A 23324-nucleotide genomic window follows, 5' to 3' on the forward strand; every position below is an offset into this window, starting at 1 on the left:
TACGAGTATGGAGGTCGACGCTGTCGTGCTCGATATCGACGGGGTGTTGGTCGACGTCGCGGACTCCTACCGCCGGGCGATCATCGAGTCGATCGACCGCGTCTGCGGCAAGACGATCGACCGCGAGGCGATCCAGTCGTTCAAGGACGCCGGCGGATTCAACAACGACTGGGAGCTGACGTACGCGGCCGCGCTGTTCGTGTTGGCCCGCCGCGAGGGACTGCGGATGGACGTCGAGGCGTTCACCGACCGGATCGCGGCGGACGAGGAGGGGGGCGGCCTCGAGGCGGCGAAACGCGTCGTCTCCGACCTCCCCAACGTCGCGCAGGCGCGGGTCCGCGACCAGTGGGACACCGACCGCCTCCACGCCGTGTTCCAGGCGCTGTATCTCGGCGAGGAGCTGTACCGCGACCTCGAGGGCGGGGAGCCGCCGGTGTCGACGACGGGATACATCCACGACGAGCCCACGCTCGTCGATCCGGCGACGATCGCGGACCTGACCGACCGCTTCGACGTGGGCGTGTTGACGGGGCGGCCCGCCGCGGAGGCCGAGATCGCCCTGGAGCGCGTCGGCCTCGACGTCCCCGTCCGCCACCGGTTCACCATGGACGACTGGGAGGAGGGGAAACCGCACCCGCGCGCGCTCGTCGAACTGGCCGAGCGGTTCGACGCCGAGCGGGTCGCGTTCGCCGGCGACACCCTCGATGACGTACGGACCGCCCGAAACGCGGACCGGGAGGACGACTCGCGCGTCTACTACGCTATCGGCGTCCTGACCGGCGGGCTGACCGGCGAGGACGGGACGCGAGCGTTCAGCGAGGCGGGGACCGACGCCGTTCTCGACGACGTGAACGGATTGGTAGACCTCTTGGAATAGGGTCGTGAGAGATGGGCCTTGCCGGATTCGAACCCCAGTCGTTCCGCTCGCTCTCGCTCGCTTCTCTCCCTGCTTCGAATCCGCCCTCCGTACCCGCGGCTCGCGAGTTGCTCGCCGCGAGAAATGGGCCTTGCCGGATTCGAACCGGCGATCAACTCGTTATGAGCGAGTCGCTTTAACCGGACTAAGCTAAAGGCCCTGATCGACGGATAACTCTTGTTCGCCCTTTAGCCTACCGGGTTCCAACCGAGCGAGGGAAGGACCGCATCGAGAAGGTAGTCCTCGTACCAGTTGACACGCTTCGTGTTCCCGTTTCGGGCCGGTGCGTATCGGATCGTCATCTGGGTCTCACCGACGTCCTCGATCGGGATCAGGTAGACCTCCTCACGGGTCGGCGCGTAAACCGCGAAGATGTCGATCTTCCCCTCGTATCCCTCCCGTTCGTATCCGGAACCCTTCGTCCGGACGCTCCGGGTCCGAAACCGCACTGCTCCGTCCGTGGTCGCCTCGAACGCCGTCTTCGCCTGAATACGGTAGAACGTGCCGTCGATCTCGATCGCGAGGTCGTACGGTTCGTTGTCGTATTCGGGCACGAGAACCGATACCCCGCGGCTCACCAGCTCCGCTCTGACGATCGCCTCCGTGGCCTGTCCACGCTTCTGCGGCGCTCCGAGTCGGTCGTACTGCTCGTAACGCGACATACGACGCTTCGGTCGTCATCGTACAAAACGCGTGTCGCGATCGGAGCGCAGGAGGAAGCGCCGAAGCCAGGACTCGAACCTGGGACCGCCTCGTTAACAGCGAGGCGCTCTACCAACTGAGCTACTTCGGCTCGATTTCAGGTACTCGTGTGGTTTTGATAGGGCTTTCGTTTCCGCCCGACACGGGCCGGGAACCTCGTCGATCCCCTCCCCATGACCGACACGCTTTCGGCCGGACCGCGAGAAGCCCGCGTATGGCCGACCTCGACGCGGTGCTGTCGCGCGTCCGCGAGCGCGTTCTCCCGGATCCGGACGAACGCGAGCGCCTGCGGGCGACGGCCGCCGACCTGACGGAGCGCACCCGGGCGGCGATCGCCGACCTTCCGGTCGAGGCGGACGTGGTCCAGGTGGGCTCGACCGCGCGCGGGACGTGGGTCTCCGGCGACCGCGACATCGACCTCTTCGTGCGGTTCCCGGCCGACCTCGACCGCGAGGAGCTCGAGGAGTACGGGCTCGCAGTGGGCCACGCGGTCCTGCCGGACGGCCACGAGGAGTACGCCGAACACCCCTACGTGAAGGGCGTTCACGACGGCTTCGACGTCGACTTGGTTCCCTGTCACGACGTCGCGGAGGCGGGCGATCTGATCTCCGCCGTCGACCGGACCCCCTTCCACGACGCGTACCTCACGGAGCGCCTCGACGACGACCTCGCCGGCGACGTGGTCCTCGCGAAGGCGTTCCTCAAGGGGATCGGCGCGTACGGCAGCGACCTCCGGACCGAGGGGTTCTCCGGCTACCTCACCGAGCTGCTCGTCGCCGAGCTCGGCGGGTTCCGCCCGCTCGTCGAGTCCGCCCGGAGCTGGCACCCGCCCGTCGAGTTCGACCCCGAAGGGCACGCCGAACGGACGTTCGAGGACCCGCTCGTCGTCGTCGACCCGACGGACCCGACGCGGAACGTCGCGGCGGTGCTGTCGGCGGAGAACCTCGCGCGGTTCCAACACTACGCCCGGGACCTCCTCGCGAACCCTCGCGAGGAGCTGTTCGAACCCCTGACGTCCGAGCCGTTCGACTCGGGAGCGGTCCGTGACCACCTCGACAGACGCGAGACGACGCCGGTGGCCGTCGTCTTCGACGCTCCGGACCTCGTCGACGACCAGCTGTGGCCCCAGCTTCGACGGTCGCTCGACGGAACCGTCCGGGGGCTGAACGACCGCGGGTTCGACCCGCTTCGCGCCCGGGCGATGGTCGACGACGACGGGGAGCGGGCGGCCCTGTACGTCGAGGTCGAGACGGCGACCCGGCCGGCGGTCGAGCGCCACGAGGGACCGCCGGTCGCCGTGCGGAAACACGCCGACCGCTTCTACGAGTCGTACGCCGACGACGTCGACCCCGACACGTACGGGCCGTTCATCGACGGGGACCGGTACGTCGTCGAGCGCGAGCGGGAGTTCACGACGGTCCGCGAGTACCTCGAGAGCGACGCCGCCGGCGACATCGCGCTCGGCGCGCAGATCGAGCCGCCGTTCGCGGACCGGGACGTGCTCGTCGGCGACGCCGTGGCGACGCTCGCCGACCGGTTCGGGAGGGGCCTCCGGGAGTTCTACGAGCCGCACCCGTGAGTCGAGGGCGGAACCGGATCGTCGATGGGAACGGGACCGAATCAATCGAAAACGCGGTCCAGCAGGTAGTAGATCCCGAGCAGGACGAGGACGACGACGACGCCGACCGCCGAGAACAACGCGCCGACCCGGGGGAACACCATCCAGAGCGCGACGTAGAACGAGAATCCGATCGCGAACAGCACCGCGATCACGACTCCCCGGGTCGGGTTCTGGACCGCCGCGACGAACAGCCGCTGTGGCAGCGACAGGTCCGCGAAGTCGACGTCGGCGACGTCGCTCGGAGGGTCCGTCTCGGGCGGATCGACCGGGTCAGCTGGATCGGTCGAGTCGGCCGGGTCGGTCGAGTCGGTGACGCCGGATCCGCCGTTCTCACGAGACCCCGTCGATGCGTCGGCGTCGTCGTTCACGCTGCGCCGTACGGGCCCGTTCCCCCTGTAGCTGTCGCTCCGTTCGGACGCCGTGGCCGCCGAACGGGCGCCGTCCATCGGATCGTGTCCACCCCTCGTTTCACGTCCGCGTGAGCGCGAGCACGAGCGTCGATCCGATGAGGACCGCGCCGATCGCCGCGAGCAGGACGCCGAGGGCGAACCCGACGGCGACGTTCCGATCGCCGCTCTCGGCGGTCGTGACCGTCTCGACCGCGAACGACGAGAACGTCGTGAACGCGCCACAGAACCCGACGCCGAGCGCCAGCGCGACCACGGAGTCGACCGGTGCGGCGAGGAGGCCCCCGAGCGCGAGGCTCCCGAGGGTGTTGACGGCGACGAGCGATCGGCGGCCGGAAACGGCGAGGCCGACCAGATGTCGACACGTCGCGCCCGCCGCGCCGCCGAGGCCGACCGCGAGCGCCCCGACGAGCGGGCCCGTCACCGTCACAGCCGCCTCCCGGCGGCGAGCCCGGACAGCGCGGCCGCGAACCCGAGCCCGTAGCTGGCGGCGACGTAGGCCGTCCCGCCGACCGTGCCGAGCGCGACCGCGTCGGTCGCGAACGTGCTGTACGTCGTGAACGAGGAGATCATACCGGTCCCGACGAGGAGTCGCGTCCGCGGACCGACCGCCCGCGTGACGAGGAATCCGAGGGCGAACGACCCGACGACGTTCACGACGAGCGTACCGAGTCCGGTCACGTCGCCGGCGGCGACGTCGACGCCGTACCGCGCGAGCGCGCCGACGAACCCGCCGAGCGCGACGAAGCCGACTCCCGCGACCGTCCGTTCCATGGCCGTCTCTCCGGGCGGACCGTGTTGTGCGTTGCGGTGCTCACCGGCCGGGGTTCCGTTCGGTTCGCGTCGCTCGCTCCGCTCGTGCCGCTTCCGTGTCGCCGGCGCGGGGGTCCCCGCCGCCGTGTGGCGTCCGACGTTCCCGCACACGGACTGCGTGGGCCGTCTCGCTCGCGTCGTCGACGACGAGCGCCTCGCCGGTGCCGGTCGGCAGGCGGGCCGCGAGGTCGCCGGCGAGGTACGTCGCCTCCGCCGTCGCCAGCGCGTCGACGTCGGGACCGGCCGTGAGCCGGTGTGCCACGAGCAGATCCGACTGCGAGACGGCGACGCCCGGCAGCGCGCTCGGACGCTGGGTCGCACAGACGAGCGACACTCCCGGCGCGCGTCCCCGAGTCAGGAGCGTCCGCAGCGCCGGATCGGCGACGCCGTCGAAGAAGGCGTGCGCCTCGTCGACGAGCAGCCAGGGAAGCCGGTCGACGGTCCCGGTCACCCGCGCGTCGTACAGGCCGCGAGCGACCGCTCGCACGACCGCTCCGGCGGCGGCCTCGGGAACCCCGGACAGGTCGAGCACCGTCGGGTCGCCGCTCGCGACGAGGGAGGTGACCGGCGGAGCCGCCGCGTCGAAGACGCCCCACGACTCGGCCAACCGGAGGTGGTTCCGAACCGCTCGACGCGTTCGGTCGGGGGCGTCGGCCTCGGAGACGGCCCACCGGAGCGACTCGATCGACGGGGAGGCGTCGCCGTCGCTTCCGGCCGCCTCGACCGCGTCGGCGACGATCCGCCACAACAGGCTCCCGGGGCCGCCCGTGGGGTCGAGACCGAGGAGGTCCGGCCAGACCGCGGCCGGGATCGCGGCCGGCCGGACGACGGGGTCGAGCATCCGCCCGCCGGTCTCGGCCAGCCCGCCGAAGACGCCCATCGGGTCGACCACCACCGGAGCCACTCCCGGCACGTCCGCGAGCCCCTCCGCGATGACGCCGAGCGTGTACGACTTCCCGGTGCCGCGCTTTCCGAATATCACCGCCGCGTGTGGGGTGTCCGCGTCGATCCCGACGACCGCCCCGTCGCTGCCGTCCCGTGCCAGAAAGGTGCCGAGAGGGACGGTCGCCGGCGATCGGTTATCCGCTCCGTCCGCGACGTGGTCTCGTCCGAGAACGTTCATGCGCGGGATCATGCGGTATCCGTTAAAAGGCGTCGCGCGGCACCGAGAACCGTCGACGGGGTGTGCCCGTCCTGTTCCATCCGATCCCATCCGATCCCACCCCATCCCATCTCGTTCCCACTCGTCCGACTGTTTATATACTAATCCGCGGCCACCGGTCGTATGCTCGACTCGAAGTCGGACACGTCGAAGCCGGGGACTCGGACCGGATCGTTTCTCGATGACCGCCGCGCGATCGAGGGACTGCCCGTCAGGCTGGTGATCGCTCTCGTCGTCGGCGTCGCGAGTCTCAGCGTGATGATGGGGATGATCGGCGACATCGACGGGCTCTCGTCGACCGAGGTCGACGCACAGCCGCAGCCGGAGGTGACGACGCCGGGGTCACAGACGCTCGACGTCGCGGTCGTCGACCCCGACGGCAACCGCGTCTCGGACGCGACGGTGATCGTTCGCGGCGGCTCGGCGCGACTGGACGGCCTCGCCACCGCGAAGTCCGGTCCGGACGGGATCGCCAGCGTCGACGTGTCGCCGAAGCTGGGATCGAACCAGCTCGACGGGACGCTCTCGATCGACGTCAAACCGCCCGCTGGAAGCGACTTCGTCGACGAACGCGGCAACACCGAGGTGCTCGTCGTCGCGGAGTAGGATCGGAAGCGACGAGGCTCAGATCCGCTCGTCCCAGTCGATCCACTCCTGCTCCCAACCGGTTCTCGCGAAGTATCCCTGCTCGGCGAACTCGGCGTCCTCGCGGCGCGTCCGGTTCCGCTCGACGCCGGCCTGTTCGCCGTCGACGAGCATCGGTCGGAGCCGTGCGGGACCCGCCTCCTCGACGGTTCGGAAGCCGTCGGGTGCGGGATCGTCGGATGTCGATCGGCCGTTCCGGGCCGGTCCTTCGTCGTCGCGATCGACTGGATCCTCGTCGACCGGCTCGACGGCGACGATCGTCTGGTCGCCCGCTCCGCGCGGGTAGACGACCCGTCCGTCGTCGTCGAGTTGGTCGCGGAGCGCCCGTGGCGGCGTCACGACCGCCGCCTCGACGAGGACCCTGTCGTACGGGGCGTACTCCGGAAGTCCCCTCGCGCCGTCGCGGCGGTCGACGAGGACGGCACCGTAGCCGGCGTCCGCGAGGTTCGACCGGGCGAGGTGAACGGCGCGTCGGTCGATGTCGATCGCGTGAACGTGACGCGCGCCGACGATCTCGGCGAGCGCGGCGCTCGTGTAGCCGATCCCCGCCCCGACGACGAGGACATCGTCCCCCTCCTCGGCGTCCAACGCCGTGAGCATCCGCGCGACGGTCGCCGGCGCGAGCGCCCGCGTTCCGGCCTCCTCGCTCGCGTCGTTCGCGTACGGCGCGTCGTCCACGAACGCCTCCCGGGGGACCGTCTGGAGCGCCGATAGCACCGACGCGCCCAGGGGCTCGCCGAGCTGGTGTTCGAGCCCCTCGATCATGTCGGTCCGGAGCGCCGATTCGTCCATGTCCGCTCTCGGCGGTCCGTGGTCTAAAACCGCACGCTCCGCGCGGACGGCGGATCACTTCATCGGCACGAACCGCACCGCGCCGTGGTCCTCGCGGTCGACGCCGCCGCCGTCGCGGACGGTCAGTCGGACGAGCCGTTGGCTCGCGCCGGATCGGCCGCCGATACTGCCGAGAAGCCCGCCCGTGTCGCCGCCGGACTCCACGGGCGCGACGACGTGGCCGCCGGGCCGCGTTCGATCGACGATCTCCTCGGGAACGCCGCCCGGGGCGGCACAGGTGAGGTAGGCGGCGTCGAACGGCTCACGCTCCGCGAACGCGGTCCGTCCGTCCCCGGACCGAACGGTCACGTCGTATCCCAGCCGGTCCAGGCGGTCGCGGGCGGCGTCGGCGAGCTTCGGGACGTACTCGACGCTGTAGACGTTCCCGGGCCCGACGACCTCGGCGACGACGGCCGCGTGGTAGCCACAGCCCGTACCGACCTCGAACACCCGGTTCCCCGAGGAGACCTCGATGAGGTCGACCATGACCGCCACCATGTGCGGCGCGCTTATCGTCTGTCCGTGGCCGATCGGCAGCGGCCGGTCGTCGTACGCGTGTGCTCGGTTCCCCTCCGGAACGAACTCGTGACGGGGGACGGCGGCGATCGCCGACAGCGTCCGCTCGCTCGCGTCGGTTCGCCGCCGGAGGTGTTCGACGAGCCGTCGGCGCTCCGCGGCGCGATCGGCGTCGTCCATGCCACGTCTTATCATCTCTATCGTGGAGAACCTATCGACGCGAGGAGGGGGGTTCGATCGGACCGTTTCGGACCGGACCCATTTGCTATTCGACGAGGACATGATCCGTTACGTCGAGCATGCTACTAAGACGGGTATTTCGCGGGAGTTCGGGTTGATCGACACGGGATCGTTGCTGGCGCGGTGAACACGTTCAAAGCCACAGCCGCTCGGCTGTATGAAGTGAAACAGACGACTGCGGAGAACACCTCCAAAGCCCCAGCCACGAGGACTCGGGGGCCTCGCTGTGGTCCTCACTCAGTCGCTTGCGCTCTTTCGTTGCGGTCCTTGCGTCGGCCGCCGTCGCCCTCGTGGCTGCCCCTTTGAGTCCCACCCGCAACGCACAGCACCGCACCTCACGCCTCCCCAGCCTCGCCGCTCCCTTCGGTCGCGGCGTCCCTCGCGGGCTCCTCGCGCCCGTTGGGCGCTCGGAGGCGCGCCACCGCATGAATCGGTCGTTGCTCGGACTATTCGAACCTATTCACTCGATGTCGATCCGGTGTCCTTCCTCGTCGTCCCGCCTGCTGGGCAGGGTGACGGTGAGGACGCCGTTCCGGTACGTCGCCGTCGCGCCCTCCGGCTCAACGCCGGCCGGGAGGTCGATCGCCCGGGTCACCGACTCGTGACGCCGCTCGCGGCGGAGGTATCGGTGTTCCGTCTCCCCGTCTCCGCTCTCGCGTTCCGTGTCGCGCTCGGCGCGGATCGTGAGCCGGCCCTCGTCGACGCGAACGTCGATGTCCTCGCGGTCGTATCCGGGCAGGTCCGCCATCACGACGACCTCGTCGTCGTACTCCGCCACGTCGACGTCCGCGGTACGGAGGTCGCGGCCGCCCGTCCACCTCTCACCGAAGGGGCTTCGTCCGAAGAACTGCTCTATCTCCTCGAAGGGGTTCGATCCGTTCATCTCTGATCACCACTCTGGAGGCTCTCCGAGGTATTAAACGGCGCTTGACCGGTGCTAACCGGCGGCTCAGTTCACGTCGATCCGGTGGCCGTCCTCGTCGGCGGCGGACCGCTTCGGCAGCGTGACCGTCAGCACGCCCGCGTCGTACTCGGCGCTCGCCGCGTCCGGCTCGACGGCGACGGGGATCGGAACCCGACGGGAGGCGGCACCGCGACGCCGCTCGCGACGGTGGTATCGCACGTCGTCCGCGTCCGCATCAGCGTCGACGTCGATATCGCCCTCGCCGCCCTCGCCGCTCGGCGTCGCCCCGACGGTGAGCGTCTCGTCCCTGAGCTCCACGCTGATCTCGTCCCCGTCGAAGCCCGGCAGATCGGCGAGCACGGTCACCGCCTCGTCGTCCTCGATCACGTCGACGGCGACGCTCGAATCGCTCGGTGCGTCGAGGCCCGTGCCGAGCTTCTCGAGTTCGCGGTCCATGCGCTCGAACAGTTCCTCGATGTCTCGGAGGGGATCGCGTCGTGTCATACGGGTCAGGATTCGACCCGGATCGACTTGAACGTGTGGACGGTCGAGTCCGTCGCGCTCCCCGTCCGTCCCTAGAGGAACGGCCGCCAGTAGTACGGGCTGAAGAAGCCCTCGATGAGGGCGGCGACCGCGAGGACGACGCCGATGCCGACGGTCACCCAGAACGCGTTCTCGACCGCGTCGGCGAACCCGACGCGGCTCAGCCGGCCGCGGAACGCCCGCCAGGCGACGACGCCCAGCCGGACCCCGAGCGCGCCCGAGACGACGATCGCGGGGATCTCGAGGATCCCGTGCGGGACCACGAACGCGACGAGCGCGGGGAGGTTCTTCTCCAGCGCGGCGACCGCGCCGAGCGCGAGGCCGTTGAACGCGATCGACGAGAGTGCGGGGAGGACGAGCGCGGTCCCCCCGAACGCCGTGGCGATCGTCACCGTCCAGTTGTTCCCGAAGAACTCGACGGCCGCGGCCGGCGCCAGATGCCCGGCGAGCCGCGCCTCGATCGAGGTCGGGACGGTCCCGACGAACGGCTCGGCCAGCGTCCAGCCGGCGACGCCGCTCGCGACGCCGACGGCGGCGACGAGGAGGTGCGTGACGGGCGTTCGGCGGGCGAACGCGAGGACCTCGGCCACGCCGCGACGGACCCCGCCGGTGAACTGCGCGCGGACGCCCGCTTCCGGCGGATCGACGGGGTCGACCGCGCCACGGTGGTCGCCGTAGAGGACGGTCTTCAGGAGGTCCAGCGCCGGCGCGGCGACGACCGCGCTGGCGAGCGCGACGACCGCGCCGCCGCCGAGGAACGCCAGCGCGGACGCGGCCGAGGAGATCGCGACCACGACGCCGACGGCGACGACGAGGTACGCGGCGGCGTCGACCGGGTTCGACCGGACGAACCCGCCAGCCCCTTCGACCGCGTCGAACACGCCCGCGTCGTCGACGACGATCGCCGCGGGGGCGAACGCGAAGACGATCCGCACGAGGACCAACGCGACCCCGGCCACGACGAGCGCGACGAGCGCGACGAGCGCGCCGACCAGCGGCCCGCCCGCGAGCGACGCGACGCCCACGGCGACGCCCGCGAGCAGGGCCACGCCCAGCCACAACAGGAACTCCGCGACGTAGAGGCCGAGGAACGTGAGCCACCGACTGCGGACGCCGGCGATCCCCGCGGTCAGCCCCCGCTCACCCCGCAACCGAGCGAACACGGCGCTCATCTGTCCGGCCGAGACCGCCGCGTACGCGAGGACGGAGACGAGGACGGCCGCGGCGCTCCCGACGACGACGAGCGCCACCGCCGTCGGCGAGACGAGCGGCTCGAGGGCGGGCGCGAGTCCCTCGGCCCAGCGCTGTACCGCCTCCGGGTTCTCCACGTCGGGCGGCGTCAGGTCGGTCCCCGCGAGCGCGTCGCCGACGGCATCGAGTCTTCCGGTGAGCTCGGCGTGGAGGTACGCGCCCGCGAGCGCGAGGAGGAGGACGGTGCGGGCGATCACGGGAACGGCCGTCCCGAGGAAGTAGAACGGGAGCAGGTCCGCCGGTCGCCGTCGGAGGGTCGAAACGGTGGCCGTGACGGCCGTCGACAGGTCCATACCACCCGGTTCGGCCGTGTGACACTTAAGAGCGTATGCCGTCCTCTCACTCCTCGGGGTACTTCGGCTCGCGGCGCTCGGCCCGACCGGTCGCGCGCTCTATCACCTCCCGGACGGTGTCCGGCCCGTCCGCCGCCCGGTAGGCGTCGCCGTGGCCCGGGTACATCGCCTCGACCGTGTCGGGCAGGCGGTCGAGGAGGGTATGGAGGCTCTCGATCAGGCGCTCGCGCGACTGGCCGACCATGTCGGTCCGGCCGAACGAGCCGTCGTCGAACGCGCCGTCGTTGTAGACGACGACGTCCCCGGTGTAGACGCGCTCCTCGCCCACGAGCGAGACGTGGTCGTCGGCGTGGCCGGGCGTCTCCACGACCGTACACGGCTCGCTCCCGACGAGCACCTCGTCGCCGTCGCGGATCGCCACGTCCCGGCGCGGGTGGTCGGCGGCCGCCAGCAGTCGGGGCTCGAACCGGTCGAGGACCGCGTCGAGCTCGCCCACGTGGTCGTGGTGCTGATGGGTGAGGACGACCCGGTCCAGTTCGTCGACGTGCTCGGCGATGACGTCCGTGACGCCCGGCATCGTCCCGGCGTCGACGAGAGTGGTCGCCTCCCCGGGGACCAGATACGCGTTGCAGGTGAACTCCTCCGCGTCGGCGGTGACGGTGATCGGCTCCATGTACACGGGGATCCGTCCCGTCGGACAAAAACGTGTGCGACGTCGGCGCGTCCGTGCCGGCGGGGGTAGCCGAATCGAGTGATGACGCCGACGTACCCGCGTGCTGGTGGCGGAGAACGAAACTGAACATTGATCCGCCACGGGATTTATACGCTACGGTCCATTACGTTTACGTACACATGGGCTTCGGAAGCTACGACGAATCCGAACAGGAGAATCAGGACCTGGATGCGGACTTCGACGACGACGACGGCGTCCGAGCCGCCCAGGAGACCCACGACGGGTCCGTCGAGTACGAGCCCGGCGCGTCGAACGACGAACTGCTCGATCGGCTCAAGGAGATCAAATCCGAGGAGACGTGAGGAGTTCACGGCGTCGTGAGTGACCTACCGAGCCGAACGCTCGGCCTCGCCTTCTCGGACGGGAACCGCCTGAGCCGGGTCGCCGGCGCGGTCCTCAGGTCCGACGACGCCCTCGACGGCTTGGCCTACGGGGCGTGTACCGTCGGCGGCACCGACGCCACCGACGCGGTCATCGACCTCGTCGCCGACCTGGGTCGCGAGGACGTCCGACACGTCTGTGTCGCCGGCGTCGCGCCCGCGTGGTTCAACCTCCTCGACATGCGCCGACTCCGCGAGGCGCTCGACCGTCCCGTCTCCGCGGTGAGCTACGAGGCGAGTCCCGGGCTCGAGCCCGCGCTTCGCGAGGCGTTCGACGGCGACGACCTCGCCGAGCGGCTGGCCGTCTATCGGTCGCTTCCGCCCCGTCGGCGGGTGGATGTCGCCGACGCTGACTCGGCGGGTCACGACTCCGACCCGGCGGATCCCCTCTTCGTCCGCGCGGTCGGTCTCGAGGACGACCGCGCCGCCGCGATCGTTCGATCGCTCGTCCGCGAGGGGTTCCGCCGGCCCGAACCGCTCCGGGTCGCGTCGATCGCGGCGAGCGCCCACCGGGAGGCGGTCCCGGACGCCTCGCTATCCTGAGTTCGGTTCGACCTCGACGGTCATTCGGTGCCAGCCGGTCGACCCGCCCGGACGCGGCCCCGTCCGCTCCTCGGTCTGGACCGTCCCGTCGCGCCGGACCGCGCGGACGACGACGTCGAACTCCGTCCGGTCGGGCGCGTCGAACGCGTACCGCCAGCGCCGCCACGCGTGCGGGGCGACCTGCGGTTCCAGTTCCCCTTCGTTCCACGTCTCCCCGCCGTCGACGCTGACCTCGACGCCCGCCAGCTCCTCGAGGCCCGTCTCCAACCCGCCGAAGGCGACCCCGCCGACGACGACGCGGTCGCCCTCGCGGACGCCGGCCCGCACGTACGACATCGTGTTGGCGACCGCCTCCTCGTCCCAGCCGCGCTCCTCCCAGTAGGCCTCGTGGTCCGCGCCCGAGACCTCGATCCGCTCTATCCACTTCGTCATCTTCATGCCGTACCGACCGGGGACGAGCAGCCGCGCCGGGAACCCGTGTTCGGTCTCCAGCGTCCGGTCGCCCATCCCGTAGGCGATCAGTACGTCGTCGCGTTCGACGATCTCCATCGGGATCGCCTCGCTGTAGCCGTCGGCGGCGTGCGTGACCACGTCGACCGCGCCCTCGGCCGGCCCCGCCGCCGCGACGAGGTCGGACAGTTGGACCCCCGTCCAGTGGGCCGTCCCGATCAGGTCGCCGCCGACCTCGTTGGAGATACACACCATGGTCGTCGTCTGCTCCACGCTCTCCTCGTGGCCCACCAGGTCGTCGTACGCGAGCGAGTACGGCTCCGCGACCGCGCCGTCGACGTCGAGGCTCCACGCCTCGAGGTCGACCACCGGCGGGTTCACGTTGACGTCGACGACGTAGTGGTCCGCCGGCGACGTGACCGCCGCCGGCATCCCGCCGAAGTCGAACGCGGAGTTCCCACTCGGCGGCGAGACCGACCGCTCGAGCGGTTCGGCGACCCGTTCGCTCGGCTCGGGACCGCCCAGCCGACCGAACAGGACGCGGAGCCCCGCGAGCGGGACGCTCCCGGCGACCGCGAGCCCCCCGACGCGCCGGAGGAACCCTCGACGGCCCCGAAGCCGCTCGACGCCCGGGAGCCGGCGGGCGACGAGCGCGGGCGGCGCGACGGCGACGGCGACGGCGACGACGAACGCGAGGGAGAGCTCCGCGCCGACGGCGTAAAACAGCGGTACGGTCGCGACGACGCCGACCGTCGCGATCGCGGTGCCGGTCCTCGCTCGAAGGGCCTCCGCGATCGACCGCGTCTCCTCCCCCTCGGCCACTCTGGTGACGAGGACGCCGGCGGCCGCGGCCGCGCCGATGACGCCGGCGATCACGGCGGCCACGAGCGCGGGCGTCGCGGCGAACCCGAGCAGATCGATCGCCAGCGTCGACAGCCAGCCGGGCGAGCGGGCGATGATCCCCTCGGCGACGGCCTCGAGCCCGAACCCGCCGACGAGCGGCGCGGCCGCGAACAGCCCGGCGATCCACGCCGCGCCGACGACCGCCCCTCCAAGCGCCCGGCGGACGACCGTCTCGCGGTCGGCCGCCCCGCGATCGACCGTCCCGTCCTCGGACGCGTCCGGTTTCATGGTGAGTATCACCCGCGGATCGGGCCGCCCGCGTCGCTCGCGGCGGTTCGACGTGGTTCGGTTCGACGCGATTCGGTTCGACGCGATTCGGTTCGACGCGATTCGGTTCGGCGTGGCTCGGTTCGACACGGTTCGGTGTGCGTCGATCGGACTGGTGTGGATCGAGGGTTCCGCATCTACTCTCCATTCGGCTGTTAGCACATAACGTACCGGGTCGATGGCGCGGCTATTTGTCCGTCGCCGTCCACCACCCGGCCATGAGCGGCATCACCTTCCGCGACCGCGGGCGGATCGTCCGCACCCCGGCACACGGCGTCGCGCTCGACTGTCTCGCCGCGGGGATCGAGGCGGCGCTCCCGGCGAACGTCGTCGCCGACGCGGTCTCGGTGGCGGACGGGACCCTCCGGATCGAGGCGGTCGACGGGACGACGGGCGAGTACGACCTCGAGGCGTACGACGAGGTCCGGCTCGTCGGGGCGGGCAAGGCGGCAGACGGGGTGGGAGCCGCGCTCGCCGACCGCCTCGGAGACCGGCTCGCCGGCGGGGTGGTGGTCACTGACGAGCCGAAGGGATCGGATGAGTCGGAGGGATCGGATGAGTCGGAGGGCGCGAACGGGTCGGAGGACGTGACTGGATCGGAGGGACCGGCGGCGGGAACGGACCGCCCGTTCGAGATCCTCCCCGGCGACCACCCGATCCCGAGCGAGCGCGGCGTCGAGCACGCGCGTCGCGTCGTCGACGCCGCGGGGTCCGCCGGCCCCGACGACCTCGTCCTCGCGGTCGTCACGGGCGGCGCGAGCGCGCTCCTCGCCGTCCCGGCCGACCCGATCACGGTCGCGGACCTGCGCGGTCTCACCGACGCCCTGCTCGCCTGCGGCGCATCGATCGACGAGATCAACGCCGTCAGGAAGCGCTGCTCGGCGGTCAAGGGCGGCCGACTCGCCCGGGCCGCGGCCCCCGCGACGGTCGCCACCCTCGCGGTGAGCGACGTGGTGGGCGACGACCCCGCCGTGATCGGCAGCGGCCCGACGGTCCCGGACCCCTCGACGTACGGCGACGCGCTCGAGGTCGTCGACCGATACGGGCTCGACCTCCCCGCGGCGGTCCGTGATCACCTTCGAGCGGGGGCCGCCGGCGAGCGTCCCGAGACGCCGGGACCCGACGATCCGGCGTTCGAGCGCGCCCGGACGTTCGTCGTCGGGAACGGACGGACCGCGCTCGACGCGGCCGCGACCGCCGCGGCGGATCGGGGGTACGGCGCGGCCGTCGTCGCGGACGATGTGGTCGGCGAGGCGCGGGAGGCCGCTCGGAACCACGTCGCGCTCGCCGAGTCGTGCGCCGCGGAGGGGCTGCCGTCACCGCCGCCCGTGGTGTTGCTCACGGGCGGGGAGACCACCGTGACCCTCGCGGACGGGACGGGTGATCGCGGAAGCGGCGGCCCGAACGCCGAGTTCGTCGCGAGCGCGGGGATCGAACTCGACCGGGAGGGCGTGGTGGTCGCGAGCGTCGACACCGACGGGATCGACGGGGCGAGCGACGCCGCGGGCGGGGTCGTTGACGCCCGGACGCTCTCGGCTCCGGCCGCGCGTGACGCGCTCGAGCGGCACGACGTGGCTCCGCTGTTGGACGAGGCGGACGCGCTCCTCCGGACCGGCCCGACGGGGACGAACGTGAACGACCTCCGGGCGGTCGTCGTCACGGAGGACGCGGAGAGGGCGAAGGCCGCGGGGATGGCGGAGAGTACGAGAACGACGAAGGCCACGGAGACGGCGGAGGGCGCGGGGACGGCGGAGAGTACGGACGCGGTGGAGAGTGTGGGAACGGCGGAGGGTGCGGAGACGGCGGAGTGACCGCGGACTCGTTCGGTCGTCACCGACCGCGCTTCGTCGATCGTTCGGACTTATGCCGCCGGCCTCCGCAGTCGGTGACATGAGCGATGACGGAGACGGGCTCGACGCGGGCAGAGGCGACGCAGTCGGGGACGGCCCCGGAGACGGCGCGCTCGATTCGGACCTGCGCGTGGGGTCGTGTGAGCGGTGCCCGGCGCTGGTCGAGTCGCGCAGCCGGATCGTCGAGGGCGTCGGCCCGACGGACGCGGACCTCCTGTTCGTCGGCGAGGGTCCCGGCGCGAACGAGGACGAGGAGGGCGAGCCGTTCGTGGGCCGGTCGGGCGACGTCCTCGACGAGGCGCTGCGGGACGCGGGGCTCGCGCGGGCCGACGTGCGGATCACGAACTGCGTGCGGTGTCGCCCCCCGGAGAACCGCGACCCGACGACGGAGGAACTCGCGAACTGTCGCGGCCACCTCGAGGCGGAGATCGCCGGGCTCGACCCGGAACTGATCGTGACGCTGGGCAAGGTCCCGAGCGAACACCTCCTCGACCGGTCGGTTCGGATCACCGCCGAGTCGGGAGACGTCGTCGACGCCCGGATCGGGGGCGAGTCACGGCGGGTCCTGCTGTCGGTCCACCCCGCGGCGACCCTGTACGACCGGAGCCAGCGCGACGGCTTCCTCGAGACGATCGCCCGAGCGGGCGAACTGAGCGGGGTCGCTGCGGACGGAGACGGCGGCTCGGGAGGACAGTCGCGGCTCGGCGAGTTCTGAGGAGGAACCCGATCGGTCCGATCGATCCGGTCCGTCCGTGTGGTCCGGTCCGTCCGTGTGATCCGGTCTATCCCCGGACGTGCGGGGCGAGAGTACCGTTTTCAGGGGATGTCTCCCTAGTGAACATAGAAAACGATTAGTCCCGCCAGTTTGATTCCCCGGTGTATGTCCGACAACAGGTGGTCGGCGAACCGGCGGACGTTTGTCAAAACGGCGGGGGCGGGCGGAGTCGTCGGCCTCGCTGGATGTACCGGCGGCGGCGGATCCGGAGACGACGGTTCCGGCGACGACGGCTCCGGTGACGGATCGAGTTCCGACGGGGGAACGGCGGGGGACACCGACTCCACGCCCACGGCGCAGTTCATCCTGAACCCGGCGGAGGCCGACGTCGAGATCGAACAGCAGTACCAGCCGATGTTCGAGTACCTCGAGTCCGAGGTCGACGTCGAGATCCAACCGGACCGCGCGGAGAGCTACACCGCGACCCTCCAGGCGATGCGCAACGACCAGGGCGAGATCGCCGACATCTCGCCGTCGGCAGTCATCGCGGGCGAGGACATCCTGGACATCGTCGGCATCCGGATCGCCTACGGCGCGGCCCAGTACTTCTCGACGACCACGACGACGCCCGACAGCGGCATCGAGTCGCTGACCGACCTCGAGGGCGAACTGATCTACATGGGCGACATCCTCTCGGTGTCGGGGACGCTCGTCCCGCTCACGGTCTTACAGGACGCGGGCCTCGACATCGGGAACGCGCCCGACGGCGACGCGGAGGACTTCGACGCGGAGTACTCCGACCACACGACCGCGCGCGAACAGATGGTCCAGCGGGACGACGTGATGGCGGCGACGACCGGCGCGTTCTCCTCCGCGCCGTACGTCCCGCAGGAACAGTTCGAGGAGATGTCACAGGACTTCGTCGACATCTCCGCGGAGTACGAGGGCGCGGGCGACGAGATCGAGTCGTCCGGGACCGAGCTCCAGCTGCTCGCGGTCTCCGATCCGATCCCGCGTGCCCCGCTCGTGACGCGGTCCAACTGGGACGACTCCGTGAAAGGGGAGATCGAGGAGGCCATCCTGAACGTCTCCGAGGACGACCTCAGCCACGGCGAGGACTACGACGGCGAGCCGCTCTGGTTCACCGGCGTCCAGGACGGAACCATCGAGGACTACGAGATGATCCGAACCGTCCTCGACGAGTTGGGACTCGAGTTCCAGGATCTCGCGTAACGATCCTCTCCATTTACTCCTCATGAGTCGCATCACAGTCGACGGACTCACGAAGCGGTTCGGCGAGACGGTCGCGCTCGACGACGTCTCCTTCGAGATCCCGCAAGGTGAGTTCGTCATCGTTCTCGGCGTCTCCGGGTCGGGGAAGTCCACCCTGCTCAGGTGTATGAACGCCCTCGAAACGCCGACGGAGGGCGAGATACGGATCGACGAGACGCCGGTCACCAGTCCCCGTGACGACGTCGCGATGATCTTCCAACAGCACAACATCATCGGCCAGATGAGCGCGTACTCCAACGCGCTCACCGGGTCGCTCAACAGGAACACGTTCCTCGACTCGCTTCTCCAGCGACAGGGCGAGGAGGACAAGCTCCAGGCGTTGGACGCGCTCGATACGGTCGGACTCCTGGATCAGGCCCAACAGAGCGCACAGCGGATGTCCGGCGGGCAACAACAGCGCGTCGGGATCGCCCGGGCGCTGGTTCAGGATCCGACGATCCTGCTCGCCGACGAGCCGGTCGCGAGCCTCGACCCCGGTTCCTCCCAGCAGGTGATGGGATACCTCCGCACGGCCGCCCGTGAACGCGGCCTCTCGGCGGTCATCAGCCTCCATCAGGTGAACCTCGCGCGGAAGTTCGGCGAGCGGTTCATCGGGCTGCGGGACGGAAAGAAGGTGTTCGACGGCTACCGCGACGAGTTCGACATGGACGTGATAGACGAGATCTACGGCGACATCGACACGGACGGCATGTTCGCCCCCGAAGGCGAGGCGGACGCGGGCACGGGCGACGGCGCGGACGCGGCGACCGCGGCGTCGGGCGGCTCCTCGAGCGGGGTGACGAGATGAGCTACGACGACCGCGTCCGCGACCGCTACGAGGAGATCGTCCTCGCGCGGCGCGTTCGAGTGCTCGTCTTCGTCGTCGGGATCGCCGCGCTCGTCGGCGTGTTCTACTACGCGCTGATCTCCGTCGGGTTCTTCGCGGCGAACATCCCGGATTACGTCCCGAACTTCCTCAACGCCTTACGCGACTTCTTCCCGTTCCTCGCGCCCTCGTTCCCCTTCATCGACCCGAGCGGCTTTCTCGACTACTGGGCGTTCATCCAGGAGCGAAACCTGATCTGGGGTGGAATCGGCGGCGACACGCCGCTTCTCGGCGAGGCCGGCATCACGCTCGCGATGGGATTCGCCGGGACGGTGATGGGGTTCCCGCTCGCGCTGCTGTTCGGGATCTTGGGTTCCGGCCGCGTGACGCCGTTCCCGTTCAACTTCGTCTTCCGCGGGATCATGTCCTCGATCCGCGCGATCCCGGCGCTCGTGTGGGGGCTCATCTACATCCCGCTCGGCGGGATCGGGCCGGTCACCGCGACGCTCGCCATCGCGACCGACACGGTCGGGAACCTCGGTCGGCTCTTCACCGACGAGCTCGAGGAGATCGAGGACGGCCCGATCGAGGCGATGGAGACGACCGGCGCGAACAAGCCGCAGACGATCACCTTCGGGATGCTCTCGCAGGTGACCACGCCCTTCATCGCGTGGACGCTGTACATCTTCGAGATCAACGTCCGGATCGCCGTCTCCCTCGGGATCATCGGCGGCGGCGGGCTCGGGAACGTGCTCTCCGTCCAGCAGGGACTGTTCGCGTTCACCAACATGATGGCGACGATCCTCGTCATCCTCGTGTTGATCATCTCCGTGGAGATCTTCTCCCAGCGGATCCGCTCCGCGCTCCGCGAGGGCGACGAGGCCCAGGGGATCGTGGCGCTGCTCATGGGATTCCCCCAGCGGATGGCCGAGGCCGCGCTGAAGTGACCGGTCGGGCTCGGCAGCTTCGGGCTCGGCCCCTTCGGTGGCGGCCGCTCGGGTGACGGCGGCGGACGCCTGCCCCAAGGGAAACCGATTTTTCTCTCCCTCTCCGAGGGGACCTATGAGCACCTTCGAACCGCCCGCGGAGACGCTGGCGGACGTCGTCCTCGTCGACTACGGACTGGGGAACTTACGCTCCGCCACCCGCGGACTCGAGCGCGCGGGCGCGTCGGTGGAGATCACGGACGACCCCGAGGCGTTCGCGGCGGCCGACGGCGTCGTCCTGCCGGGCGTCGGCGCGTTCCGCGAGGGGATGGAGAACGCCGGGCCGCTGCGGGAGGCGCTGACGGATCACGCCGCGGCCGGCCGGCCGCTCTTCGGGATCTGTCTCGGAATGCAGATGCTCCTCACCTCGAGCGAGGAGGCGGACCACGAGGGCGAAGGCGAGGTGACCGGCCTCGATCTGGTCCCCGGAACCAACGTCCGGTTCGACGTGGACCGCAAGGTCCCCCACATGGGCTGGAACGAGCTGTCGGTCGAACGCGAGCACCCGATAGTCGAGGGGGTCCACGGGGAGTACGCCTACTTCGTCCACTCCTACTACGCCGAGCCGGACGACCCCGACGCCGTCGTCGCCACCGCCGACTACGGCATCGACTTCCCGGCGGTCGTCGCCAACGAGGCGGGCAACGTCTTCGGCACGCAGTTCCACCCCGAGAAGAGCGGGGAGACGGGGCTCCGGATCCTGCGGAACTTCGTCGAGTACTGCGCGGAGCGGTAGGGTCGTACTCCTAGAGCCCCTCGTAGGGGCTCGCCTTCGCGTCCGTGAGCCGGTCGACCTGCTCGTCGGAGAGGTCGATCGTCGCGGCCGCCAGGTTCTCCTCGAGCTGGTCGACGGTGCGCGCGCCGACGATCGGGGCGGTGACGCCGTCGCGGTGGATCAGCCACGCGAGCGCGACCTGTGCCGGCGAGGCGTCGACCTCCTCCGCCACCCGGTCGAGCTCGTCGTGAACGTCGAAGTTCTCCTCGGTGAGGTAGGCCTCCCGGAACCCGCTCGAGGACGCCACCTTCGAGTCCTCGGGGAGGTCCTCCTCGCGGTCGTACTTGCCGGTCAGGAAGCCCTGTCCGAGCGGGCTCCACGGGCAGACCCCAAGCCCCTGCTTTCGGGCGAACTCGAGGTAGTCCCCCTCGACCTCGCGGTCGACGAGGTTGTACCGCGGCTGGAGCACGGTGAACGGCTCCCATCCCTCGGCGCGGGCGATCTCGTTCGCGCGGGCGACCTTCCAGGCGTTGGGTCGGTGCGTCGACGCGCCGAGGTAGTGGACCTTCCCGGACTCGACGAACCCGTTCAGCGTCTTCATCGTGTCCCGGGCGTCGGTCTCGTCGTCCCAGCGGTGGACGTAGAGCACGTCGACGTAGTCGGTGCCGAGCCGGTCGAGCAGTGCGTCGAGCCGGTGTCGGAGGTTCTTGCGGTTCGTCCCGCGGCTGTTGGGGTCGTCGTCACGGATCTGCCAGTAGATCTTCGAGGCGATCGTGTAGCGCTCGCGGTCGCGTCCGTCGAGCCAGTCGCCGATCCACTCCTCGCAGGTGCCGCCGCCGTACACGTCGGCGGTGTCGACGTAGCGCCCGCCGGCGTCGGCGTACGCGTCGAGGAGCTCGTGGGCGCGCTCCTCGCCGATCTCCGTCTCGCCCGCCTCGTTCTCCTTGCCGAACCGCCAGGTGCCGAACTGGAGCTCGCTGGTGTGTAGGCCGGTGCCGTCGAGTTTCACGAACTCGAGGTCGACGTCGTCGAACGTGGTCGTCATCGACGATCCTTTCGGGCCGTCGCGGCAAAAGGATCGAGAAAGCGGATGGGGATCGGTGTCGTGGCGGGTCGGTAGCGTGGCGGTTTCGGTGGAGTGCTACAGCAATCCCGACAGCACCGTGTTGAAGCTCACGCCGACGACCACGCCGATCGTAACGACCGTGGTCGCGTAGATGACCAACAGCCGGCGCTCGAACAGCTTGTTCAACAGGATCAGGTTCGGGATGCTGATCCCCGCGCCGCCGATGACGAACGCGATCACGGTCCCGATCGGGATGCCCGCCTCCGTCAGCGAGTGGGCGATCGGGAGCATGCCGCTCAGGCTCACGTAGATCGGCGCGCCGGCGAGCGCCGCGAGCGGCGTCGCGAGCGGGTTGCCCGGGCCCGCCACCCGCTGGAGGGTCTCAGCGGGGACCGCGCCGTGGATCAGCGCGCCGATGGTGATCCCCAGGAGGAGGTACGGGAGCGTGTCGCGGAAGAAGCCGAGCGCGCCGCGGCCGGCCGCCGAGACCCGCTCCGCGTGGGTTCGCGAACCGGAAGCCGCCTCGCAGCCGCAACAGCCGCCCGTCGCGGCCGCGCCGTCGGCGGGGGTTCCTCCTCCGGTCATCCCCCCGTCGGTCGCCACCTCACGGCCGCCGGCGGTGATCCGGACGTCCTTGACGTAGCGGTCGAGATCGAGCGCGCCGACGACCAGCCCGCCGACGATCGCACACGCGAGCGCCGCGACGACGTACGCGGCCGTCACCGCGGGACCGAAGAGCCCGAAGAGCAACACGACCGCGATCCAGTTGACGATGGGTGAGGCGAGCAGGAACGAGAAGGACATCCCGATCGGCGCGCCCGCGCTCAACAGCCCCGCGAGGACGGGCACGGTCGAACACGAACAGAAGGGCGTCACCGCCCCCAACCCCGCCGCGAGGACGTTCCCGCTGCCGTGGTCCCGCGAGCGGAGCAGTTCCTCGACGCGCTCGGGCGGCAGGTACTCCTGGGCGAGTCCGACCAGGAAGGAGGCCCCCAAAAAGAGCGGCGTGAGGACGACCGCGAGGTGGAGGAAGTACTCCCAGGAGTCGGCGAGCGCCGCCTCGGTGCCGGGCGGGATCACGATTCACCTCCCAGCGCCGCGGCCAGGTCGATCAGTTGGAGGCTCGCCGTGTCGGCGATCCGGTAGTGGGTCCACTTCCCGTCCTTCCGCGTCCGGACGATCCCCGCGTCGCGGAGCTTCCGGAGGTGGGTCGCCACCGTCGACTGCGGCGCGTCGAGGACGGCCTCCAGGTCGCAGGCGCAGAGCTCGCCGTCGCGGAGCGCGTGGACGACCGCGAGCCGCTTCTCGTTCGCGAGCGCCTTGAACACAGCCTCCTCGTTCGCGACCGCCTCCGGGTCGGGTCGGCGATCGTCGATGGCCGACCCCTCACAGCAGGCCCTCTCGCTTCCCTCCTCGAGCCGCCCGAGCGTCGCGGTCGTCGATCCGGTTCCGTCGTCGATTCGGTCGCCGGTTCCGTCGTCGATTCGGTCGCCGGTTCCGTCGTCGATTCGGTCGCCGGTTCCGTCGTCGATTCGGTCGCCGGTTCCGTCGCGTTCGTCGTTGGACTGATTGGACATATTCGATGAGTTCTTTCTTTTCGTTCGGTCGTTCACGCTTCCCCCTCGTCCGTATCCGGGTCTATCTCCTCGATACGAACGTCACAGCAGTCACTGTCCTTCTCACCGCCGCCGAACAGTCGGTCAAGCATCGACATACATATTGAGAAAACTCGATTCGACTTTAGTGTTGTGGTCGTTCCGGTTCGAGAGGGTCC

General features: G+C 70.3%; 26 protein-coding genes and 2 tRNA genes. 11 read left to right on the plus strand and 17 right to left on the minus strand.

Going from position 1 to position 23324, the window contains the following annotated elements:
• Window positions 1-7: 7 nt before the first annotated feature.
• Complete coding sequence (locus F3H10_RS14085; RefSeq protein WP_149785407.1) at window positions 8-877, plus strand: TIGR01548 family HAD-type hydrolase; 870 nt, start codon at window positions 8-10, stop codon at window positions 875-877.
• A 124-nt stretch (window positions 878-1001) separates the two neighbouring features.
• On the opposite strand, the gene F3H10_RS14090 is transcribed toward F3H10_RS14085, so the two are convergent.
• The 3 genes from F3H10_RS14090 to F3H10_RS14100 form a co-directional block, all read right to left on the minus strand.
• Window positions 1002-1076 (minus strand) — tRNA-Ile (locus F3H10_RS14090).
• Window positions 1077-1104: 28 nt separating this feature from the next.
• Window positions 1105-1578 carry a group I intron-associated PD-(D/E)XK endonuclease gene (locus F3H10_RS14095; RefSeq protein ID WP_149785409.1) on the minus strand — a complete coding sequence of 158 codons (474 nt, stop codon included), beginning with the start codon at window positions 1576-1578 and terminating at the stop codon, window positions 1105-1107.
• Between the two features lie 58 nt (window positions 1579-1636).
• Window positions 1637-1709: transfer RNA gene (locus tag F3H10_RS14100), tRNA-Asn, on the minus strand.
• Window positions 1710-1832: 123 nt separating this feature from the next.
• On the opposite strand from F3H10_RS14100, the gene cca reads away from it, so the two are divergent.
• Window positions 1833-3197, plus strand: a complete 1365-nt coding sequence (cca, locus tag F3H10_RS14105) for a CCA tRNA nucleotidyltransferase (protein WP_149785410.1) — start codon at window positions 1833-1835, stop codon at window positions 3195-3197.
• Window positions 3198-3238: 41 nt separating this feature from the next.
• Here the strand turns inward: cca and F3H10_RS14110 are convergent, their stop codons facing one another.
• From F3H10_RS14110 to F3H10_RS14125, 4 genes are read right to left on the minus strand one after another with little or no spacing between them, the layout of a single operon-like run.
• Window positions 3239-3685 carry a hypothetical protein gene (locus F3H10_RS14110; RefSeq protein ID WP_321167759.1) on the minus strand — a complete coding sequence of 149 codons (447 nt, stop codon included), beginning with the start codon at window positions 3683-3685 and terminating at the stop codon, window positions 3239-3241.
• A 22-nt stretch (window positions 3686-3707) separates the two neighbouring features.
• Complete coding sequence (locus tag F3H10_RS14115; protein WP_149785439.1) at window positions 3708-4070, minus strand: fluoride efflux transporter FluC; 363 nt, start codon at window positions 4068-4070, stop codon at window positions 3708-3710.
• A gap of 2 nt (window positions 4071-4072) precedes the next feature.
• Window positions 4073-4420 (minus strand): fluoride efflux transporter FluC, encoded by a 348-nt coding sequence (locus F3H10_RS14120; protein WP_149785411.1) that lies wholly within the window; start codon window positions 4418-4420, stop codon window positions 4073-4075.
• A gap of 40 nt (window positions 4421-4460) precedes the next feature.
• Window positions 4461-5582, minus strand: a complete 1122-nt coding sequence (locus F3H10_RS14125) for an ATP-binding protein (protein WP_149785412.1) — start codon at window positions 5580-5582, stop codon at window positions 4461-4463.
• Window positions 5583-5744: 162 nt separating this feature from the next.
• On the opposite strand from F3H10_RS14125, the gene F3H10_RS14130 reads away from it, so the two are divergent.
• Entirely contained in the window at window positions 5745-6227 is a 483-nt protein-coding gene (locus F3H10_RS14130; protein WP_149785414.1) for a DUF7382 domain-containing protein, read from the plus strand.
• Between the two features lie 18 nt (window positions 6228-6245).
• On the opposite strand, the gene F3H10_RS14135 is transcribed toward F3H10_RS14130, so the two are convergent.
• The 6 genes from F3H10_RS14135 to F3H10_RS14160 form a co-directional block, all read right to left on the minus strand.
• On the minus strand, window positions 6246-7058 hold the full coding sequence (locus tag F3H10_RS14135; protein WP_149785416.1) for a protein-L-isoaspartate O-methyltransferase family protein: 813 nt from the start codon (window positions 7056-7058) through the stop codon (window positions 6246-6248).
• 54 nt (window positions 7059-7112) lie between these two features.
• Window positions 7113-7793, minus strand: a complete 681-nt coding sequence (pcm, locus tag F3H10_RS14140) for a protein-L-isoaspartate O-methyltransferase (RefSeq protein ID WP_149785417.1) — start codon at window positions 7791-7793, stop codon at window positions 7113-7115.
• A gap of 520 nt (window positions 7794-8313) precedes the next feature.
• Complete coding sequence (locus F3H10_RS14145; protein WP_149785419.1) at window positions 8314-8736, minus strand: Hsp20/alpha crystallin family protein; 423 nt, start codon at window positions 8734-8736, stop codon at window positions 8314-8316.
• A 66-nt stretch (window positions 8737-8802) separates the two neighbouring features.
• The gene (locus F3H10_RS14150) at window positions 8803-9261 is read right to left on the minus strand and encodes an Hsp20/alpha crystallin family protein (protein WP_149785420.1); all 459 of its coding nucleotides are present in this window, start codon (window positions 9259-9261) and stop codon (window positions 8803-8805) included.
• Window positions 9262-9332: 71 nt separating this feature from the next.
• The gene (locus tag F3H10_RS14155) at window positions 9333-10844 is read right to left on the minus strand and encodes a stage II sporulation protein M (protein ID WP_149785421.1); all 1512 of its coding nucleotides are present in this window, start codon (window positions 10842-10844) and stop codon (window positions 9333-9335) included.
• Between the two features lie 46 nt (window positions 10845-10890).
• On the minus strand, window positions 10891-11517 hold the full coding sequence (locus F3H10_RS14160; protein ID WP_149785423.1) for an MBL fold metallo-hydrolase: 627 nt from the start codon (window positions 11515-11517) through the stop codon (window positions 10891-10893).
• A gap of 179 nt (window positions 11518-11696) precedes the next feature.
• Between F3H10_RS14160 and F3H10_RS14165 the strand changes: the two genes are divergently transcribed.
• Complete coding sequence (locus F3H10_RS14165; protein WP_142985366.1) at window positions 11697-11879, plus strand: DUF5786 family protein; 183 nt, start codon at window positions 11697-11699, stop codon at window positions 11877-11879.
• Between the two features lie 15 nt (window positions 11880-11894).
• On the plus strand, window positions 11895-12500 hold the full coding sequence (locus F3H10_RS14170) for an endonuclease dU (protein ID WP_149785424.1): 606 nt from the start codon (window positions 11895-11897) through the stop codon (window positions 12498-12500).
• Here F3H10_RS14170 and F3H10_RS14175 read toward each other — a convergent pair.
• On the minus strand, window positions 12492-14081 hold the full coding sequence (locus F3H10_RS14175; protein WP_149785426.1) for a molybdopterin-dependent oxidoreductase: 1590 nt from the start codon (window positions 14079-14081) through the stop codon (window positions 12492-12494). The genes F3H10_RS14170 and F3H10_RS14175 overlap by 9 nt on opposite strands.
• Before the next feature lie 257 nt (window positions 14082-14338).
• Here F3H10_RS14175 and F3H10_RS14180 point away from each other — a divergent pair, with 257 nt between their 5' ends.
• The 6 genes from F3H10_RS14180 (at window position 14339) to hisH (ending at window position 20505) form a co-directional block, all read left to right on the plus strand.
• Entirely contained in the window at window positions 14339-15931 is a 1593-nt protein-coding gene (locus F3H10_RS14180; protein WP_149785428.1) for a glycerate kinase type-2 family protein, read from the plus strand.
• 79 nt (window positions 15932-16010) lie between these two features.
• Entirely contained in the window at window positions 16011-16685 is a 675-nt protein-coding gene (locus tag F3H10_RS14185; protein ID WP_223174327.1) for a uracil-DNA glycosylase, read from the plus strand.
• A gap of 165 nt (window positions 16686-16850) precedes the next feature.
• Window positions 16851-17918, plus strand: a complete 1068-nt coding sequence (locus F3H10_RS14190; protein ID WP_149785429.1) for a PhnD/SsuA/transferrin family substrate-binding protein — start codon at window positions 16851-16853, stop codon at window positions 17916-17918.
• 22 nt (window positions 17919-17940) lie between these two features.
• A complete protein-coding gene (phnC, locus tag F3H10_RS14195) occupies window positions 17941-18765 on the plus strand; it encodes a phosphonate ABC transporter ATP-binding protein (RefSeq protein WP_149785431.1) in 825 nt (274 codons plus the stop codon).
• Window positions 18762-19730, plus strand: a complete 969-nt coding sequence (gene phnE / locus F3H10_RS14200) for a phosphonate ABC transporter, permease protein PhnE (protein ID WP_149785432.1) — start codon at window positions 18762-18764, stop codon at window positions 19728-19730. Before phnC ends, phnE begins: the two co-directional genes overlap by 4 nt.
• Before the next feature lie 115 nt (window positions 19731-19845).
• Window positions 19846-20505, plus strand: coding sequence for an imidazole glycerol phosphate synthase subunit HisH (gene hisH / locus F3H10_RS14205; RefSeq protein WP_149785433.1), 660 nt, complete (start codon window positions 19846-19848; stop codon window positions 20503-20505).
• A 10-nt stretch (window positions 20506-20515) separates the two neighbouring features.
• Here the strand turns inward: hisH and F3H10_RS14210 are convergent, their stop codons facing one another.
• From F3H10_RS14210 to F3H10_RS14220, 3 genes are all read right to left on the minus strand, one after another.
• Window positions 20516-21529 (minus strand): aldo/keto reductase, encoded by a 1014-nt coding sequence (locus tag F3H10_RS14210; protein ID WP_149785434.1) that lies wholly within the window; start codon window positions 21527-21529, stop codon window positions 20516-20518.
• Between the two features lie 96 nt (window positions 21530-21625).
• The gene (locus F3H10_RS14215; protein ID WP_149785435.1) at window positions 21626-22630 is read right to left on the minus strand and encodes a permease; all 1005 of its coding nucleotides are present in this window, start codon (window positions 22628-22630) and stop codon (window positions 21626-21628) included.
• Window positions 22627-23034 (minus strand): ArsR/SmtB family transcription factor, encoded by a 408-nt coding sequence (locus F3H10_RS14220; RefSeq protein ID WP_343782716.1) that lies wholly within the window; start codon window positions 23032-23034, stop codon window positions 22627-22629. Before F3H10_RS14220 ends, F3H10_RS14215 begins: the two co-directional genes overlap by 4 nt.
• Window positions 23035-23324: the final 290 nt, after the last annotated feature.

It is taken from the genome of Halorubrum aquaticum, from assembly GCF_900113615.1.
Lineage (GTDB): Archaea > Halobacteriota > Halobacteria > Halobacteriales > Haloferacaceae > Halorubrum > Halorubrum aquaticum.